Annotated in this window: 20 protein-coding genes and 1 tRNA gene; 13 read left to right on the forward strand and 8 right to left on the reverse strand. The window is 60.7% G+C overall.

Going from position 1 to position 17762, the window contains the following annotated elements:
* The first annotated feature begins 2 nt into the window (after positions 1-2).
* The 6 genes from atpG (at position 3) to AC4BBN_RS11330 (ending at position 5108) form a co-directional block, all read left to right on the forward strand.
* A complete protein-coding gene (gene atpG / locus AC4BBN_RS11305) occupies positions 3-878 on the forward strand; it encodes a F0F1 ATP synthase subunit gamma (RefSeq protein ID WP_490592084.1) in 876 nt (291 codons plus the stop codon).
* 60 nt (positions 879-938) lie between these two features.
* The gene (gene atpD / locus AC4BBN_RS11310) at positions 939-2366 is read left to right on the forward strand and encodes a F0F1 ATP synthase subunit beta (protein WP_490592085.1); all 1428 of its coding nucleotides are present in this window, start codon (positions 939-941) and stop codon (positions 2364-2366) included.
* An 82-nt stretch (positions 2367-2448) separates the two neighbouring features.
* On the forward strand, positions 2449-2865 hold the full coding sequence (locus AC4BBN_RS11315) for a F0F1 ATP synthase subunit epsilon (RefSeq protein ID WP_490592086.1): 417 nt from the start codon (positions 2449-2451) through the stop codon (positions 2863-2865).
* Between the two features lie 170 nt (positions 2866-3035).
* Positions 3036-3485: a YybH family protein gene (locus AC4BBN_RS11320; RefSeq protein ID WP_490592087.1), complete on the forward strand. Its 450-nt coding sequence runs from the start codon at positions 3036-3038 to the stop codon at positions 3483-3485.
* Between the two features lie 55 nt (positions 3486-3540).
* Positions 3541-4539: a YheT family hydrolase gene (locus AC4BBN_RS11325; RefSeq protein ID WP_490592088.1), complete on the forward strand. Its 999-nt coding sequence runs from the start codon at positions 3541-3543 to the stop codon at positions 4537-4539.
* 20 nt (positions 4540-4559) lie between these two features.
* Positions 4560-5108, forward strand: a complete 549-nt coding sequence (locus tag AC4BBN_RS11330; protein ID WP_490592089.1) for a DUF2946 family protein — start codon at positions 4560-4562, stop codon at positions 5106-5108.
* Between the two features lie 87 nt (positions 5109-5195).
* Here AC4BBN_RS11330 and AC4BBN_RS11335 read toward each other — a convergent pair whose 3' ends face one another.
* Positions 5196-5777 carry a c-type cytochrome gene (locus AC4BBN_RS11335; RefSeq protein WP_490592090.1) on the reverse strand — a complete coding sequence of 194 codons (582 nt, stop codon included), beginning with the start codon at positions 5775-5777 and terminating at the stop codon, positions 5196-5198.
* Between the two features lie 132 nt (positions 5778-5909).
* Between AC4BBN_RS11335 and AC4BBN_RS11340 the strand changes: the two genes are divergently transcribed.
* Both AC4BBN_RS11340 and AC4BBN_RS11345 read left to right on the forward strand, forming a co-directional pair.
* A tRNA-Arg gene (locus AC4BBN_RS11340) sits at positions 5910-5985 on the forward strand.
* Positions 5986-6084: 99 nt separating this feature from the next.
* Positions 6085-8061 (forward strand): site-specific recombinase, encoded by a 1977-nt coding sequence (locus AC4BBN_RS11345; protein ID WP_490592091.1) that lies wholly within the window; start codon positions 6085-6087, stop codon positions 8059-8061.
* A gap of 49 nt (positions 8062-8110) precedes the next feature.
* Here AC4BBN_RS11345 and rsmI read toward each other — a convergent pair whose 3' ends face one another.
* Complete coding sequence (rsmI, locus tag AC4BBN_RS11350) at positions 8111-9025, reverse strand: 16S rRNA (cytidine(1402)-2'-O)-methyltransferase (RefSeq protein WP_490592092.1); 915 nt, start codon at positions 9023-9025, stop codon at positions 8111-8113.
* Here rsmI and AC4BBN_RS11355 point away from each other — a divergent pair.
* From AC4BBN_RS11355 to AC4BBN_RS11365, 3 genes are read left to right on the forward strand one after another with little or no spacing between them, the layout of a single operon-like run.
* Entirely contained in the window at positions 9025-9426 is a 402-nt protein-coding gene (locus AC4BBN_RS11355; RefSeq protein WP_490592093.1) for a YraN family protein, read from the forward strand. The genes rsmI and AC4BBN_RS11355 overlap by 1 nt on opposite strands.
* Positions 9427-9486: 60 nt before the next feature.
* A complete protein-coding gene (locus AC4BBN_RS11360) occupies positions 9487-10086 on the forward strand; it encodes a phosphoheptose isomerase (RefSeq protein WP_490592094.1) in 600 nt (199 codons plus the stop codon).
* Between the two features lie 32 nt (positions 10087-10118).
* Positions 10119-10757, forward strand: coding sequence for a BON domain-containing protein (locus AC4BBN_RS11365; RefSeq protein WP_490592095.1), 639 nt, complete (start codon positions 10119-10121; stop codon positions 10755-10757).
* Between the two features lie 74 nt (positions 10758-10831).
* Here the strand turns inward: AC4BBN_RS11365 and AC4BBN_RS11370 are convergent, their stop codons facing one another.
* The 4 genes from AC4BBN_RS11370 to AC4BBN_RS11385 form a co-directional block, all read right to left on the reverse strand.
* Positions 10832-11746 carry an NAD(P)-dependent oxidoreductase gene (locus AC4BBN_RS11370; protein WP_490592096.1) on the reverse strand — a complete coding sequence of 305 codons (915 nt, stop codon included), beginning with the start codon at positions 11744-11746 and terminating at the stop codon, positions 10832-10834.
* A 165-nt stretch (positions 11747-11911) separates the two neighbouring features.
* The gene (locus AC4BBN_RS11375) at positions 11912-13048 is read right to left on the reverse strand and encodes a PilT/PilU family type 4a pilus ATPase (RefSeq protein WP_490592097.1); all 1137 of its coding nucleotides are present in this window, start codon (positions 13046-13048) and stop codon (positions 11912-11914) included.
* Positions 13049-13060: 12 nt separating this feature from the next.
* On the reverse strand, positions 13061-13693 hold the full coding sequence (locus AC4BBN_RS11380; protein WP_490592098.1) for a cyclic nucleotide-binding domain-containing protein: 633 nt from the start codon (positions 13691-13693) through the stop codon (positions 13061-13063).
* A 22-nt stretch (positions 13694-13715) separates the two neighbouring features.
* Complete coding sequence (locus tag AC4BBN_RS11385; protein ID WP_490592099.1) at positions 13716-14759, reverse strand: type IV pilus twitching motility protein PilT; 1044 nt, start codon at positions 14757-14759, stop codon at positions 13716-13718.
* Between the two features lie 38 nt (positions 14760-14797).
* On the opposite strand from AC4BBN_RS11385, the gene AC4BBN_RS11390 reads away from it, so the two are divergent.
* Complete coding sequence (locus AC4BBN_RS11390) at positions 14798-15502, forward strand: YggS family pyridoxal phosphate-dependent enzyme (protein WP_490592100.1); 705 nt, start codon at positions 14798-14800, stop codon at positions 15500-15502.
* Positions 15503-15509: 7 nt separating this feature from the next.
* On the opposite strand, the gene AC4BBN_RS11395 is transcribed toward AC4BBN_RS11390, so the two are convergent.
* Entirely contained in the window at positions 15510-15986 is a 477-nt protein-coding gene (locus tag AC4BBN_RS11395; RefSeq protein ID WP_490592101.1) for an Lrp/AsnC ligand binding domain-containing protein, read from the reverse strand.
* Positions 15983-16408 carry an Lrp/AsnC family transcriptional regulator gene (locus tag AC4BBN_RS11400; protein ID WP_490592102.1) on the reverse strand — a complete coding sequence of 142 codons (426 nt, stop codon included), beginning with the start codon at positions 16406-16408 and terminating at the stop codon, positions 15983-15985. Before AC4BBN_RS11400 ends, AC4BBN_RS11395 begins: the two co-directional genes overlap by 4 nt.
* Positions 16409-16657: 249 nt before the next feature.
* On the opposite strand from AC4BBN_RS11400, the gene AC4BBN_RS11405 reads away from it, so the two are divergent.
* Entirely contained in the window at positions 16658-17659 is a 1002-nt protein-coding gene (locus AC4BBN_RS11405) for a porin (RefSeq protein WP_490592103.1), read from the forward strand.
* The last annotated feature ends 103 nt before the right edge of the window (positions 17660-17762 follow it).

Below are 17762 nucleotides of genomic sequence, written 5' to 3' on the forward strand. Positions count from 1 at the left end.
CCATGGCATCAGGCAAGGAACTACGCAGCAAGATCAAATCGGTGGAAAACACCAAGAAGATCACTAAGGCGATGGAGATGATCTCCGTTTCCAAGATGCGTAAAGCGCAGGAGCGGATGCGCGCAGCGCGTCCGTACAGCGAGAAGATCCGTGACATCGCTGCAAACCTGGGTCAGGCGAATCCGGAGTACGTGCACACCTTTATGCAAACCAACGGCGCCAAAGCCGAAGGTTTTGTGGTCATCACGACCGATAAAGGTTTGTGCGGCGGTTTGAACACCAATCTGTTTCGCTCCTTGACCATCAAGCTGCGCGACTCGCAGGCTGCGGGCAATAGCGCGCAGGCGGTGGCCATCGGTGGCAAGGGTTTGGGTTTTCTGACTCGCATCGGCGCCAAGGTGGTGTCACATGTCACTCATCTGGGCGACAAGCCGCATCTGGACAAGCTGATCGGACCGCTGAAGGTATTGCTGGACGCCTACGAAAAAGGCGAAATCAGTGCCGTGCATCTGGTCTACAACAAGTTTGTCAGCACCATGAAACAAGAGCCGGTTATTGAGCAGTTGTTGCCTTTGTCGGCGTCCAAGATGCTGGCGGAAACCAAGGCAGCAGGTGCGCATGCTTGGGACTACATCTACGAACCAGATGCGCAATCGGTGATTGACGACCTGTTGGTGCGTTATGTCGAAGCGCTGGCTTACCAGGCGGTCGCTGAAAACATGGCTTCGGAACATGCTGCGCGCATGGTTGCCATGAAGGCTGCTACGGATAACGCAGGTAGCGTGATTGGCGAGCTGAAGCTGGTCTACAACAAGACCCGCCAAGCTGCGATCACCAAAGAGCTGTCCGAAATTGTGGCAGGTGCTGCGGCTGTTTAAACAGCCAACCGTCCCGGTTAGTCATCGGTCGATTTAAAGATTCAATTTATTGGAGCAAACATGGCTCAAGAAAATGCAGAAGTGAACGCCCGCGTTCAGGGAAAAATTGTCCAGTGTATTGGCGCCGTGGTGGACGTGGAGTTCCCACGCAGCCATATGCCCCGCATTTACGATGCACTGAAAATGGAAGGCTCCGCGCTGACCCTGGAAGTGCAACAGCAATTGGGTGACGGCATCGTCCGTACTATTGCGTTGGGTTCTTCCGACGGCCTGCGCCGTGGCCTGATGGTCTACAACACCGGCGCGGGTATCACCGTTCCCGTGGGCAAGGCCACCCTGGGCCGCATCATGGACGTGCTGGGCGCGCCCATCGACGAACGTGGTCCTGTCGGCCAGGAACTGACCGCAACCATCCACCGTAAGGCTCCGGCCTACGACGAACTCAGCCCTTCGCAAGAACTGCTGGAAACCGGCATCAAGGTGATTGACTTGATCTGCCCGTTCGCCAAGGGCGGCAAGGTCGGTCTGTTCGGTGGTGCCGGTGTGGGCAAGACCGTGAACATGATGGAGTTGATCAACAACATCGCCAAGGCGCACAGCGGCTTGTCCGTGTTCGCTGGTGTGGGTGAGCGTACCCGTGAAGGGAACGATTTTTACCACGAGATGGCCGACTCCGGCGTTGTGAATCTGGAAAACCTGCCTGAGTCCAAAGTGGCGATGGTCTACGGCCAGATGAACGAACCCCCAGGCAACCGTCTGCGCGTGGCTTTGACCGGTCTGACCATTGCGGAATCCTTCCGTGACGAAGGCCGTGACGTGCTGTTCTTTGTGGACAACATCTACCGCTACACCCTGGCCGGTACCGAAGTGTCCGCACTGCTGGGCCGTATGCCTTCCGCCGTGGGCTACCAGCCTACCCTGGCTGAAGAAATGGGCCGCCTGCAAGAGCGTATTACCTCCACCAAGGTGGGCTCGATCACCTCCATCCAGGCTGTTTACGTGCCGGCGGATGACTTGACCGATCCGTCGCCTGCGACGACTTTCGCCCACTTGGACTCCACCGTGGTGTTGAGCCGTGACATCGCTTCGTTGGGTATCTACCCTGCGGTCGATCCACTCGACTCCACCAGCCGCCAGCTGGACCCGCTGGTCGTGGGTGAAGACCACTACAACACCGCCCGTGCTGTGCAAGGTACGCTGCAGCGTTACCGCGAACTGCGCGACATCATCGCCATCATGGGTATGGATGACTTGGCTCCTGAGGACAAGCTGGCTGTGGCCCGCGCCCGCAAGATCCAGCGTTTCCTGAGCCAGCCTTTCCACGTGGCCGAAGTGTTTACCGGTTCGCCCGGCAAGTACGTGCCATTGTCGGAAACCATCCGTGGCTTCAAGATGATTGTCAGCGGCGAATGCGACCACATGCCAGAACAAGCGTTCTACATGGTGGGTACGATCGACGAAGCCATTGAAAAGGCCAAGAAGGTTTAATGCCTTGGGCGCGGGCAGTGCCTTTGTGGCGCTGCCAGCGTCTTGCCTTTTCCCTTCACCACGCTGACCCCAAAGGAAACGTATGTCGACCATTCATGTGGACGTTGTCAGTGCCGAAGCCTCCATCTTCTCCGGCGAAGCCAAGTTTGTGGCTTTGCCTGGTGAGTCTGGCGAGCTGGGCATTTACCCACGTCACACCCCGCTGATCACCCGGATCAAGCCCGGTTCGGTTCGCATCGAGAAGGCTGACGGCACAGAAGAGTTCATTTTCGTAGCCGGCGGTATCTTGGAAGTGCAACCCAACTGCGTCACCGTGCTGTCCGACACCGCCATCCGCGGCAAGGATCTGGACGATGAAAAGGCCAACACGGCCAAGGCCGCAGCCGAAGACGCGCTGCGCAATGCCAAGGGTGAACTGGATATTGCCAAGGCGCAATCCGAGCTGGCCATCATGGCAGCCCAGATTTCTGCTCTGCGCAAGTTTCGCCAAAAGCGTTGATCCCCAAAAGGACGACGATCTTCAAAAAAGCCGCTTTCGAGCGGCTTTTTTGTGCGCGTCTTCCGGGCTGCCCGGCAGCCACCGGTTCGTGTTTTTTACTGGGTGAGACGATGCGCGCAGGCCGCATAAAGCAGGGCAAAATCAAAGCTTGTTCCACGCGGGTGCGTTTTATGTCCAAAGCCAAGTTGCACGCCGCCACCATGGGTGGCAGTGCTGACGATACGGAAGCTGCTTTTTACGAGGCCTTGCACAACGGCGACATCGACAAGCTCATGGCCTGCTGGGCCGACGAGGACGATGTGGTCTGCGTGCACCCCGGTGGGCTGCGGGTGGTGGGCGTTGCGGCCGTGCGTACGACCTTTGAGGCCATGTTTGCGCAGAGCAGTATCCGCGCTACGCCGTTGCAGGTGCGCAAGGTTGAATCGCTGGGCAGTGCCATGCACAACGTCGTCGAAAGCATTGAGGTCATGACTGCCGACGGCCCTCGCCAGGCGTTTGCCATTGCCACCAACGTTTATCACAAGACGGCCCAGGGCTGGCGCATGGTGGCCCACCATGCCAGCCCTGGCACCGGCTTGGAGATGCAGGAAAGTAGTGGCGCCCCGCAGGTGCTGCACTGATGCTGGTCTCAAACCTTTTAGCCTTCTGCCGCACATTCCACCTACGAGGCGTGCTATGAATTATGCAGCGCCCTGGTGGTTGCCCAGCGGGCACGCGCAGACGATTTGGCCGGCGCTGTATTCGCGGCGGGTCTTCGGCCCGTCTTTGCGCTTCAGGCGGGAACGCTGGATCACCCCCGACCTGGACTTCATGGATGTCGATTTCTGCGACCCGCCCGCGATGGTGGCCGATCCTGCACTGAGCGAGGATGCGCGACCTCTGCTGGTGTTGTTCCATGGTCTGGAAGGATCTTCCTCCAGCCACTATTCCGAGGCTTTTGGTGACTACGCGCGGGCCCACGGCATGGGCTATGCCGTACCGCACTTTCGGGGCTGTAGTGGCGAGCTGAACCTGGCACCGCGCGCCTACCACTCTGGCGACTACGAGGAGATAGGCTGGGTCTTGAAACGCCTCAAGGCCCGCCACAAAGGTGAGATCATTGCGGTCGGCGTGTCGCTCGGTGGCAATGCTTTGCTACGCTGGGCCGAGGAAATGGGCGAGCGGGCCGGGCGGATCGTGCGTGCGGTGGCTTCTGTCTGTGCGCCGCTGGATCTTGCGGCTGCAGGCTGGGCCATAGGTCGGGGTCTGAACCGGCAGGTGTACACCCGTATGTTTTTGCGCAGCATGAAGCCCAAGGCTCTGCAGAAGCTGGACCAGCACCCTGGGTTGTTTGACCGCGAAGCCATGCTGGCGGCCCGTGACCTCTACGAATTTGACAACGTGTTTACCGCCCCGCTGCACGGCTTTAACAGCACGGAAGATTACTGGGCCCGCGCATCGGCCAAGCCGCACTTGGCACGCATCCAGATCCCTGCGCTGGTGGTGAACGCCATGAACGACCCTTTTGTGCCGGTGTGGAGCCTGCCGCACCAGGATGCTGTGGGCAACCATGTCACCCTTTGGCAGCCAGCGCACGGCGGCCATGTCGGGTTTCCGCAGGGGCCGATTCCGGGGCATGTGCGCAGCCTGCCGGACGCGGTAGGTGGATGGTTGTTGCAGGCCAGCCAGGCCTGAGCTGCGGAGCGACTGAAACCATGGACGACATCGTCAGACAAGCCATCGCCAAATGGCCGAATGTGCCCGACTGCTACGGCTGGCTGGGCCTGGATGCACGGGGCAGCTGGTATATGCGCGACGACGCGGCCCAGGCGGCGGGTCCGTTTGCGGCATCGGCTGGTGGTAATACGCTCAGCAAGGGCAGCCGCTTGCAACATACCAAGCTGATCGACTTCATTCAACGCAACTACGAGGCCGATGCCTCCGGGCAGTGGTTCTTCCAGAATGGTCCGCAGCGCGTGTATGTGGAACTGGAAGCGGCGCCGCTGGTGTGGCGGGTGCACCCCGACTTCTCAGTGTTGGCCCACACCGGCCAGGCGGCTCGTGTGCAGCGTTGTGTGCTCGACAGCGAGGGCCGCGTCTACTTGGACACTGATATTGGTTTCGGTCTTGTGCACAGCCTGGACATGGGGTTTGCCGCTGAAGCGGTGGAGCAGGGCCTGTGGGTGCCGCAGCCCTTCGAGACCCAAGAACTGCCGGCTCGGTTTGGGTATGTTCTAAGTCCTCAGGCGCTACATAAAAAATAGCTGCTGACGCAAGTAAATCCTGCGCTGGCAGCCTTTTTCAATAAAAAGGCCGGCAATGCCGGCCTGTAGGATGCGCCAGAGTGTGGCTTACTTCGCAGCTTCTGCAGGGTCGGATGCAGCAGCAGCTGGCTTTTGCGGAATTGGGAACTTGGCGCCGCCGGCATTCGCCATGTAGACCACGGCACGGGCCACTTCGGTATCTTCAAAGTCGCCGCCGCCCTGCGCACCCATGGCACCCTTGCCCTTCAGGGCGGAGTGCAGCAGAGATTCAAAGCCGGTGGCAATGCGTGGACCCCAGGCGGCTGCATCGCCGAATTTAGGGGCGCCAGCAACGCCTGTGCTATGGCAGGTGGTGCACTGGGCCTTGAATACGTCTTCACCCGATTTGAGTTCGCGGTTGGCATCGCGGATTTCTACCGCGCCCACCTTCTGGATGCGCTGGGCCACCGCAATGTTCTGGGATTGTTCTGTCACGCCGCCTAGAGCCATGGATTCCTCGATATTGGTGCCTGCCGGCTTGGCGGCGGACACCACGAAGTACACCAGGCCGATGATGGCGAAAATCGGCACAACGAACGAGAAGAAGACCGCCACCAGCAATTGCTTGGGGTTTTTGATGGGGCCGGTGTGGGCTTCTTCGGCCGCATGATCGTGGGAATTGGCGCTCATGATGTCCTCAAAAAAATCGGGGGCTTTGTTCAACGCGCGAGTATACCTGTCACCCCTCGTCTGGCCTTGTCTGGCGCGGCGTCCGGGTATCTGCGCAAGGCCTTGTACGCAGCGGCTACAATCGGCTGCGTTGCGGCTGTAGCTCAGTGGATAGAGTATTGGCCTCCGAAGCCAAGGGTCGTGGGTTCGATCCCCGCCAGCCGCACCAATCACCGTTAGAAGCCGCGCAAGTTGTTGGTATCCCCCAGTTTGCGCTTTCCCTCCCGGCAGGTTTATTCCTGCAGCGACACCTCTTCTGAACGCACTATTGACACAATCTGACCTCCCCTTTTTGCTCGACGCGCTGGATGCCAATGCCCCTTTGGCGCAGCGCCATCTGTGGCTGATTGGCTTGCTGGATTGGATACGCGGCGATGGTAGCTCTGCCGATGCATCGGTACGCCGGATGCAGTTCTTCCTGGATGCGCTGCAGACACGGCCACAGCTGCAGCAGAGCCTGCGCGCCTGGTGGCTGGTGTTGCTGCAAACCGTGGACAGCACCACCGTGTTGGCCGACTATGGCTTCTCGCATAGCTCGGCATTTTTGAGTGAGCTGGGCGGTCGCCTTGGCCGCAAGATTCTGCCCGCGACCCCCGAAACAACCGATGCCGCAGAGCTGTTCAGCCTGGTGCTGCGCGACAAGGGCGATGCGCAGTGGTTGGCTGCGCTGGATAGCAGCAGCCTGCAGCGCTTGGCTGGGCTGCTAACGGCGCCTTCCCGCACGCCCTGCGTCACCCTGTGGCAAGACGCTTTGCTGCAGGCGATTGTGTTCTGCACCAGCCAGATCCGCGCCACGGGCTTTGCCTCGGAGTTGCGTCTGCGCATGAGCGACGGTGCACGCCAGGCCCAGCCATTCAGCGATTTGTCGGCCGACGTGGATGCCTTCCGCCTGGCCTTTATTGCCACACCCCGCGAGCCGCAGGAGCTGGAGGCTGCGGCGCAGCGCCTGCGTGAGCGCCTGGAACTGTGCCGCCAGGCGGCAGCTAGCGTGTATCCGCATTTGAACGAACACGGCATTTCGATCAACCTGGTGTTCATGCTGCGCCAGCTGCGCGAGCGGGTCTTGCGGGTGCGTGATCTGATGGATGGTCTGGTATCCATCACGCCTGAGGCCAGTGCTGCACGCCTGGTGTCCAAGCTGGCCGAAGCCGGGCAGGAGCGGCGCAGTGTGCGTGCCCTGGTGCGTGTGAATGCCTCCATGCTGGCGGCCAAGGTAACCGAGCGCAGTGCGGAAACCGGCGCGCACTACATCACCCGCGACCATGCCGAATACCGAGGCATGCTGGCCAAGGCGGCCGGCGGCGGGGCGGCCACCTCGTTGACTACCTTGTTGAAGTTCGCCATCGGCGCCCTGGGCCTGACGGCGTTCTGGTCGGGCATGGCGTCCGGCCTGATGTATGCGGCCAGCTTTGTGCTGATCCAGCTGCTGCACTGGACGCTGGCCACCAAGCAACCGGCCATGACAGCGCCGGCCATGGCGGCCAAGCTCAAGGACCTGAGCGGCGGCAGTGCGGTGGACGAATTTGTGGACGAGGTGACCCACCTGGTGCGCTCCCAGGTGGCGGCCGTGCTGGGCAATGTGGGCATGGTTGTGCCCTGTGTCTGCCTGATCAGTTTTGGCATGCTGTGGCTGGGCGGCAAACCCATGATCAGCAAGGCTGAGGCCGCACATGTGTTCCAGACCCTGCACCTGCTCACGCCCAGCACCTTGCTATTTGCGGCGTTCACCGGGGTGTTGTTGTTCCTGGCCAGCCTGATTGCTGGCGCGACGGAGAACTGGTTTGTGTTGCACCGCTTGGACTCTGCCCTGCGCTACAACCCGCGCATCACCGCCGTGCTGGGCGTGGCGCGGGCCGACCGCTGGGCGCATTTCATGCGGGAGCACATTTCGGGCTTTGCGTCGAACATTTCATTGGGTTTCATGCTGGGTCTGTTGCCGCCGGTGCTGGCTTTTGTGGGCCTGGGGCTGGAGGCCCGCCACGTCACTTTGTCGTCGGGTCAACTGGCTGCGGCGGCTTCGGCGGTGGGCTCCCAGGTGTGGACTATGTCGGCTTTCTGGTGGTGCGTTGCGGCGATTCCGCTGATTGGCGCGCTGAATCTGACGGTGAGCTTCTACTTGGCCCTGCAGCTGGCGCTGGGCGCCCACAGCGTCAGCGGCCTGGACCGCCTGCGCCTGCGTTCGGCCGTGTGGCAGCGGGTGCGCCAGCAGCCGTTGAGCTTTCTCTGGCCGCGCCGAAAGTCTTAAAAGAAATAGGCCTGCAGCGCAGGTAATACCTGCGCCGGCAGCTATTATTTTAGGAGTCTTCCTCGGGCGCCGGCTTCAACGCCAGGGCGGCACTGTACAAGAGCTTGCGCGGCTGGCCGGTGATGTCGGCACACAGTTGCACCGCAGTTTTTAGAGGTAGCTCGGCCAGCAGCAGCTTGAGTACGCGCAGGTCTTGTTCTGGCGTCTCGGAGGGTGGGGCTGGGTGCACCACCACCACAAATTCTCCGCGTGTGCGCGATGCCTGGGCCGCCAGCCAGCTGGGCAGATCCTGCGCCGGGACGGTGGCAATTTCTTCAAACTGCTTGGTCAACTCGCGCGCCATGGTGACGGGCCGTGCGCCCAGGCAGGCCAGGCTGCGGGCCAGCGCCTCGATGCGGTGCGGGGCTTCCAGCAGCACCACGGCGCGGGGCTCGGCTAGCAGGCCCTGGGCCGCGGTATCGCGCTCGGCCGCCTTGCTGGACAGAAAGCCGATGAACACAAAGCCCGTGTCTTGCACGATGCCGGCGGCGCTGAGCGCGGTGGTGATGCTGCTGGCACCGGGCAGCGGCACCACGGGTAGGCCCACGGCCCGTGCTGCGGCGGCCACGCGGGCGCCGGGGTCGCTGATGGCAGGCGTGCCTGCGTCGCTCACATAGGCGATGCGCTCGCCCTGCTGCAGGCGCCGCACCACGTTCTGGGCGGCCTCGGACTCGTTGTGCTGGTGCACTGCCAGCAGCTGGGCCGAGGGCTTGTCGATGCCGTAGGCACGTAGCAGGGACTGGGTGTGGCGCGTGTCTTCGCAGGCAATCGCATCCACCAGGCCCAGCACATGCAGGGCGCGCAGGCTGATGTCGCACAGGTTGCCAATCGGCGTGGCCACGATGTAGAGCGTGCCCGCCGGATAATGCTGCGAAGACGCGGCCTCGTGGGCGGCGTTCAAGGCGGAAGCAAAAGAAGCGCTCAATGGGTTTCCTCAAAAAATTAGCTCTGGTTCGTACCGGCACTGCGCCGACCACCAAACAGGCCGGTGATGCGGCCGAAAACCAGGCGCTGGCGCATTTGCAGGCCCAGGGCCTGCGTCTGCTGGAGCGCAATTATCGGACGCCCGGGCGAGGCGGCGGTGAAATCGATCTGGTGATGCGCGCACCCGACGGTACGCTGGTGTTTGTCGAGGTGCGCAAGCGCGCCCACGCGGGGTTCGGCGGCGCTGCGGCCAGCGTCAGCGCTACCAAGCAAAAGCGCATTGTGCTGGCGGCGCGCCATTATTTGCTGGGCCTGGCTACGCCACCGCCCTGCCGTTTTGACGTGGTGGTGCTGGAGGCGCAAGGCCTGCAATGGCTACGCGCCGCGTTCGACGCGGGTTGAAACGCGGCTTACCTCGTAGCTACACCGTGACTACATAGGGCGGGGGTATCATCGCTGACCATGATTGAACAACGTATTCAGCAGCATTTCATCGACAGCGCCGACCTCAAATACCAGTCTGCGCAACCCCTTAGCAAGCCGATTGCGGCGGGCATCCAGGCCATGCTGGCCAGTGTGACCAGCGGCGGCAAGGTGCTGGCCTGCGGCAACGGCGGATCGGCAGCCGATGCACAGCATTTCGCTGCAGAGTTTGTGGGCCGTTTCGAGCGTGAGCGGCCCGAGCTCGGCGCGATCGCGCTGACCACCGATAGCTCCATCCTCACCGCTATCGGCAACGACTACAACTTCGATGTGATCTTCTCCAAGCAGGTGCGCGCCCTGGGGCAGCCGGGCGACGTGCTGCTGGCGATAACCACCAGCGGCAATTCGGCCAATGTGCTGGCGGCCATCGAGGCTGCCCACGAGCGCGAGATGACCGTGGTGGCCTTGACCGGTAAGGGCGGCGGTAAGATGGGCGCGGCACTGCGGGAGACCGACGTGCACATCTGCGTGCCGCACGACCGTACGGCCCGCATCCAGGAAGTCCATTTGCTGGTCTTGCACTGCTTGTGCGACGGCGTGGACTCGCAGCTGCTAGGCGACCTTGAGGCGCCTCTCTAGGCTTTTTAACCCCTTTGAATTTGAAAGACACTATGCGTCCGTTTTATTTGACTTGCGTGGCTTCGGTGGTATTGGGTGCGAGCCTTTCGGCGTGCGTGCCGCTGGTGATGGGAGGTGCATTTGTGGGCTCGACCATGGTGGCCACGGACCGCCGCACGTCCGGTGCACAGCTGGAAGACGAGGGCATCGAGCTGCGCTCCAACAACCGTATCGGCCAGGCGCTGAGCGAGCAGGCCCACATCAACGTGACCAGCTACAACCGCCAGGTCTTGCTGACCGGTGAAGTACCCACCGCTGCCGACAAGCAAAAGCTCGATGACCTGGTGCTGAAGGTGGACAACGTGCGTTCGGTAGTGAACGAGGTGGCAGTGCTGGGCTCGACCTCGCTGTCGCAGCGGTCGTCTGACACCCTGGTGACGGGCAAGGTCAAGGCTGCACTGGTCGATGCGCGTGACCTGCAGTCGAATGTGTTCAAGGTGGTGACCGAGCGAGGCACGGTCTACCTGATGGGCCGTGTTTCGCAGCGCGAGGCTGACCGGGCCACCGAGCTGGCCCGCAACGTCAGCGGCGTGCAGAAAGTGGTGCGCGTGTTTGAAGTGCTGAGCGAGGACGAGTTGAAGAACGCCGTTCCCCAACCGGCTCCGGTGAGCACGGCAACGCCGGCTTCCTGAGTCCTGGCACCATAAAAAAAAGCCCCCGGCATCCAGATGCCGGGGGCTTTTTTATGGTCGGGTGAAACGCGGAATTACTTGAGGCGCTTGATCAGGCTGGACGTGTCCCAGCGCTGGCCACCCATCAGCTGCACATCGGCATAGAACTGGTCCACCAGGGCCGTCACAGGCAGGCGCGCGCCGTTGCGCTTGGCCTCGTCCAGCACCAGGCCCAGGTCCTTGCGCATCCAGTCCACCGCGAAGCCGAAATCGAACTTGTCGGCCACCATGGTCTTGCCACGGTTGTCCAGCTGCCAGCTTTGGGCGGCGCCCTTGCCAATCACCTCCAGCACCTGCAGCATGTCCAGACCAGCGCGCTGGCCGAAGGCCACGGCCTCGCTCAGGCCTTGTACCAGCCCAGCAATGCAGATTTGGTTGACCATCTTGGCCAGTTGGCCGGCGCCGCTTTCGCCGACCCGGGTGATGGCGCGGGAGAAGGCCATGGCTGTCGGGGCGATAGCGTCAAATGCCTGTGCATCGCCACCGCACATGACTGTCAGCAGGCCATTCTGCGCACCCGCCTGGCCGCCGGATACGGGCGCGTCGATGAAGCGCAGGCCCAGCGTGCGTGCGGCACCATCCAGCTCGCGCGCGACTTCGGCCGATGCCGTGGTGTGGTCCACAAAAATGGCACCTGGCTCCATGCCGGCAAACGCACCGTCGGCGCCCAGAGTGACGGCGCGCAGGTCATCGTCATTGCCCACGCAGCAAAAAACGATGTCGGCACCTATTGCTGCCAGCCGTGGGGTTTCAGCATGTTTTGGGGCTGTAGTGCTGAAATATTCTGCGCACCATGCTATGGATTTTGTAGTGGTGCGGTTGTACACCGTGACCGCATGTCCGGCCAAGGCCAGATGCGCCGCCATGGGGTAGCCCATGACGCCCAGGCCGATGAAGGCGACTTTTTTGGAAGGAACGGAATCGTAGGTTTTCGGGTTGGTACTGGACATATCAATAATGAGACGGAACTAATAGACGGAACGCATGCCCCGCGAGATACCGTGGAACTGGCTTCGCCAGGCCACTGGTATCGCCCCCTGCATGTCGCATCGGTTTTGGCAAACCGATGCAAGTGGGGTTGGCGGAAACACGCAGTGTGTAGCCTGGGGGTGAGCCTAAACAATCGCGAAATGTTCCGTGCCCGCCGCCAGGTCCTGGGTCTTGGCACGCTGGCTGTTGAGCTTGATCTGCAGGCGCAGGTCGTTGAGCGAGTCGGCGTTGCGCAGGGCATCTTCGTAGCTGATGAGCTGGCTTTCGTAGGCATCGAACAAGGACTGGTCAAAAGTCTGCATGCCGAGGTTGCGACTTTTCTTCATCACCTCCTTGATTTCCGAGACTTCACCCTTGAATACCAGGTCAGAGATCAGCGGCGTATTCAGCAAGATTTCGACCGCTGCTGTGCGGCCCTTGTTGTCTTGGCGTGGCACCAGGCGTTGCGACACGATGGCGCGCAAGTTCAGCGACAAGTCCATCAGCAGTTGGGGGCGGCGGTCTTCGGGGAAGAAGTTGAGTATCCGCTCCAGCGCCTGGTTGGAGTTGTTGGCGTGCAGCGTGGCCAGACACAGATGGCCGGTTTCCGAGAATGCGATGGCGTGCTCCATGGTGGTACGGTCGCGTATTTCGCCCATCATGATCACATCGGGTGCCTGGCGCAGGGTGTTCTTCAGTGCGATGTCCCAGTTGTCTGTGTCCAGCCCGATTTCGCGGTGGGTCACCACGCAATTCTTGTGGGCGTGCACAAACTCCACTGGATCTTCGATGGTGATGATGTGTCCAAAGGATTGGTCGTTACGCCAGTCCACCATGGCGGCCAGGGTGGTGGTCTTGCCGCAGCCGGTGGCGCCCACCAGGATGCACAGGCCGCGCTTGCTCATGACCACGTCTTTCAGTACGGGCGGCAGGCCCATGCCGTCGATGGTGGGCACGGAGTTGGGTATGACACGTATCACCAGTCCAACCTTGCCTTGCTGCATGAAGGCGTTGACCCGGAATCGGCCAATCGCAGCAGGGGAAATGGCAAAGTTGCATTCCTTGGTGCGCTCGAACTCGGCTGCTTGCTTGTCGCTCATGATGGCGCGGGCCAGCGCCAAGGTGTGGGCCGAGGTCAGTGGCTGGGGCGAAACCTTGGTGACGCTGCCATCGACCTTGATGCCAGGTGGGAATTCTGCGGTCAAGAACAGGTCGCTGCCGCTGCGACTGACCATCAATTTCAGAAGGTCGTTGATGAACTTGCTGGCCTGGTCACGTTCCATTGTGTTGCCCTTTTAGTTGGGTCGGTCACTGAACCGGGCGCTGATGGCGCGCAGGCGCAGCGAGAGTTTGCGTGCCAGCAAGGCAATCAGGCTGGCAGCAAGACGGGGGTCGGTGTTCATCATGTCGTCCATGGACTCGGCGCTGAGCACGGCGATCTCGCAGTCGTCCAGGGTGGTGCAGGCAGAAAACCGCATGCCGCTGTCCAACAGCGACATTTCACCCAGGATGTCACCCGGCTTGGCTTCTGCCAGGCGAAGATGCTCTCCCCAGGGCTGTAGCCGGTCGATGGCGATGGTGCCCTTGAGCAAGACGACCATGAAGTTGCCGTATTCGCCCTGGCGGATGATGTCTCGTCCGCCGGGTACCACGGCAAACTGGCAAAAGCGTTCCATGCGCTCGATGGAGGCCGCTTCCAGGTGCTCCATATTCTTGTCTTTGGCCCATAGGTTTTGCAGCAGCTTGACACTGCTGGAGGAGGCCAGGCGCTTGGCGCCGACTTCGACGGCGCGCGCATCCCAGGGCACCAGCATGGACGGGTCCACATCCTGGCCGTTGAAGGCCGTGGTGAACAGCACCGAGTCGGGGGTGGTCGCGCCGGGCTCTGGTTCTTTTTTATTGAGTAGAAACTCGAGAATACCCTTCATGGGGCGCTCCAATGGTCAGTGTTCAGCCGGGGAAGTTTTCCGGTATTTTCGCTTTGCCCCGGGCCTCGGCCGGGCTGATGATATTGCGACGCACCAAGTCGGTCAGGTTCTGGTCCAGCGTCTGCATGCCAACACCGTTGCCGGTTTGGATGGTGGAGTACATCTGTGCCACCTTGGCTTCACGGATCAGGTTGCGGATGGCGCTGGTGCCCAGCATGATTTCATGCGCTGCCACGCGGCCCTGGCCGTCCTTGGTTTTGCACAGCGTCTGGGAAATGACCGCTTGCAAGGATTCCGACAGCATGGCTCGGATCATTTCCTTTTCTTCGGCTGGGAACACGTCAATGATCCGGTCTATGGTCTTGGCCGCGCTGGAGGTGTGCAGAGTGCCAAACACCAGGTGGCCGGTTTCGGCCGCCGTCATCGCCAGTCGGATGGTTTCCAGGTCGCGCATTTCACCCACCAGGATGGCGTCTGGATCTTCACGCAGTGCTGAACGCAATGCGTTGGAAAAGCTCAGGGTGTGCGGGCCTACTTCACGCTGGTTGACCAGGCATTTTTTGGACTCGTGTACGAATTCAATAGGGTCTTCCACGGTCAGGACGTGGCCGTACTCGGTTTCGTTCAGGTGGTTGACCATGGCTGCCAGGGTGGTGGATTTGCCCGAGCCTGTGGGACCTGTGACCAGCACCATGCCCCGGGGCTTGAGCGCTAGGTCGGCAAAGATCTTGGGGGCGTTCAATTGGTCCAGGGTCAGGATCTTGGACGGGATGGTCCGCAGCACGGCGCCTGCGCCACGGGCGTGGTTGAATGCATTCACGCGGAAGCGCGCCAGACCCTCGATTTCGAAGGAGAAGTCCACCTCCAGAAATTCTTCGTAATGCTTGCGCTGGCTGTCGCTCATGATGTCGTACACCATGGCGTGAACGGTCTTGTGGTCCAGTGGCTCCACATTGATGCGCCGAACATCCCCGTGCACCCGGATCATGGGGGGCAACCCCGCGGACAGGTGCAAGTCGGAGGCCTTGTTTTTTACGCTGAACGCAAGCAGTTGGGTGATGTCCACGGATCCCTCGATGTTTTGGTACGCTGTGGGCTTTGATTATGACGACCATTAGCCACAATCTCCAGCAGGTCTTAGAAAGGATTTCTGCCGCCTGCGCGCAGGCGCAGCGCCCCACCGACGCGGTGACTTTGCTGGCCGTATCCAAGACCTGGGGCGCGTCCGCCGTGCGTGAAGCCCATGCAGCGGGCCAGACTTGTTTTGGTGAGAATTACATCCAGGAAGCGGTGGACAAGATGGCTGCCCTGCGCGATCTGCCGCTGGAGTGGCACTGCATAGGCCCGATCCAGAGCAACAAGAGCCGGCTGGTTGCAGAGAACTTCGATTGGGTACATACCGTAGACCGTTTGAAGATCGCGCAGCGGCTCAGTGACCAGCGCCCGGTCCATTTGCCGCCTTTGAATGTTTGCCTACAGGTGAACGTCGATGGCGGGCCTACCAAGTCGGGTGTGGAGCCCGGGCAGGTCCAGGCCTTGGCCGCCCAGGTTGCCGCTTTGCCCCGCCTGTGTCTGCGCGGCATCATGTCGATACCGGAGCCCTTGTCCGAGTTTGCGCAGCAACTGGCGGTGCACCAGCAAACCCGCGCCCTGTTCGACGCCATCGTGGCGGCCGCATTGCCTGGGGTGGACCGCTTTGATACCTTGTCCATGGGCATGAGCGCGGATCTGGAGGCCGCAGTGCTGGCGGGCAGCAGCATGGTGCGCGTGGGGACTGCGATTTTTGGTGGACGCAGCTACCCCGCTTGAGGGGGGCTCAGCCCAGGCGCAGACGGGTGGAGTTCTTCACTTCTTCCATGACGGCGTAGGTGCGGGTTTCGCGAACCCCGGGCAGCTGCCACAACACAGTGCCTGCAAACTCGCGGTAGGCCAGCATGTCGGCCATGCGGGTCTTGAGCAGGTAATCAAAGCCGCCCGCGACCATATGGCACTCCATGATTTCGGGACGCACTTGCACCGCCGCTTTGAAGGCTTCGAAGACGTTTGGTGTGGTGCGGTCCAGTAGAACCTCGACGAAGACCATCATGGACGCGCCCAACTGCAGGGGGTTGAGACGAGCCTCGTAGCCCAGGATGTAGCCCTCTTTCGTCAGGCGTTGCACTCGCGCCAGCACGGCAGTGGGCGACAGGCTGACCTTTTCAGCCAGCTTGAGGTTGGAGATGCGCCCATCTTCCTGCAGAAAGTCCAGGATTTTCAGGTCGATGCGGTCTAGGTCTAAAAGGGTGCTGGTCACGACAAGCGGTAGGTTTCAAGGTGGATGCTGGTCTCTGTGGCACTGATGCCGCGTACCAAGCGGATACGTTCCAGTACTTGCGATAGCTCGGCAAGGTTGGCTGCACGCAGCTCTGCTAGCAAATCCCAGCGGCCGTTGGTGTCGTGCAGTGCGGCCACACCGGGTTCACCCAGTAGGCTGTCAATGACTGCGCGTGTGGCATTGCCTGCTACGGCAATACCCATCCAGGCGCGGATCTCATTGGGCTGTGCGTCGGGCCGCAGCCGTATGGTGTAGCCGACGATGACGCCGGCATCTTCCAGTTTCGTAATGCGGTTGGTGACGGTGCCGCGTGACACGCCAAGCTTGTGCGCAAGGGTTGCCACTGTGGTGCGAGCGTCCTTGCGCAGTAGAGAGATGAGCTGTTGGTCGGTTGCGTCCATGGTGTCATTTTGCTGCTAATGGACATGAAATAGCCAAAAATCGCCAATCTTGCGTGCTTTTGCTGCTAGTGCGCTGGCGATTTGTGGCATGGGATTTGCATTAATGCTACGTTAATTGTGTAACGGCTGGAAAGCAGTAAGCAAATAACAGCAAACCATGGACGTGATGTCGACCGTGGCTCTATCAGTTCGCGTTGTGGCCGATTGGGGCCACTATTTCTACCAATTTTTATCTATTAGGAATTTCCCATGAAGAAGAGTCTGATTGCCTTGGCCGTGTTGGCTTCGACTGGTGCTGCGATGGCCCAGTCTTCGGTCACGTTGTACGGCATCATTGATGTGAATTTGCAGTCTACAAAGGCAAACGACTTGCGTAAAACCTTGCTGGAGAGCGGCGGCATTAACGGTAGCCGTTGGGGGCTCAAAGGCGCTGAAGATTTGGGCGGCGGCTTGAAGGCTGTCTTCAATCTGGAAAGTGGCTTTAACGTGGACACCGGTACTGGTAAGGCTGGCTCTATTTTTAACCGGCAGTCGTATGTCGGTCTGGCGGGATCTTTTGGTGAGTTCGATTTCGGCAATACCGGTACGGCGTACGATGACACTGCCATCAACAGCGATCCGCTGTGGGACGGCCTGTTGGCTCCTGCTTACACCGTGTGGCAGAACGGTGCTGCCTACAACGGCAAGCCAGGCAACATGATCAAGTACAGCTCCCCCAGCTTTGGTGGCGTGACTGTTGCTGCGAGCTATGCATTGGGTGAAAACAAGACGGCTACGACCAGCGCTAAGGGCGTTGCTGCTGTGAATGTGCAGTACACCGGCGGTCCTCTGTACCTGAGCTTGGCTTACCAAGAAGACAGCAAGGCACACACTACAGCTGGCCGTACTGGCGCAGCTTCGTACAAAGACGTGCTTTTTAACGCGTCATATGATCTCGGCGTCGTGAAGCTCGAAGGTAGCTACAACCAAAACACGACCGATCTGGACTTGAAGTCCAATCAATTCCAATTCGGTGTGGACGTTCCCGTTGGCCCAGCTTTAGTTCTGTCCACCGGCTATGCTTATTCGAAGGATAAGGACACGAATGGCGTCAGTGGAACGAAGCGTGACGGCCTGGGTCTGGGTGCGAAGTACAGCCTGTCCAAGCGCACCTTCTTGTACACCGGCGCAATGTGGGAACAAAGCAAGCCTGCGGTTGGCGACAAGGTCAAGACCGACATCTACACGGTAGGCCTGAATCACTCGTTTTAAGTAGATGCCGGCTTGTCCGGCTTGCTTTGAAAGCCACCCCTAGCCGGGGGGGCTTCCCTGATAGACCAAGTGATCATGGGGGCATTCCGGCGTATCGACGATG

The organism is Rhodoferax sp. SPJ21 (genome assembly GCF_058216335.1).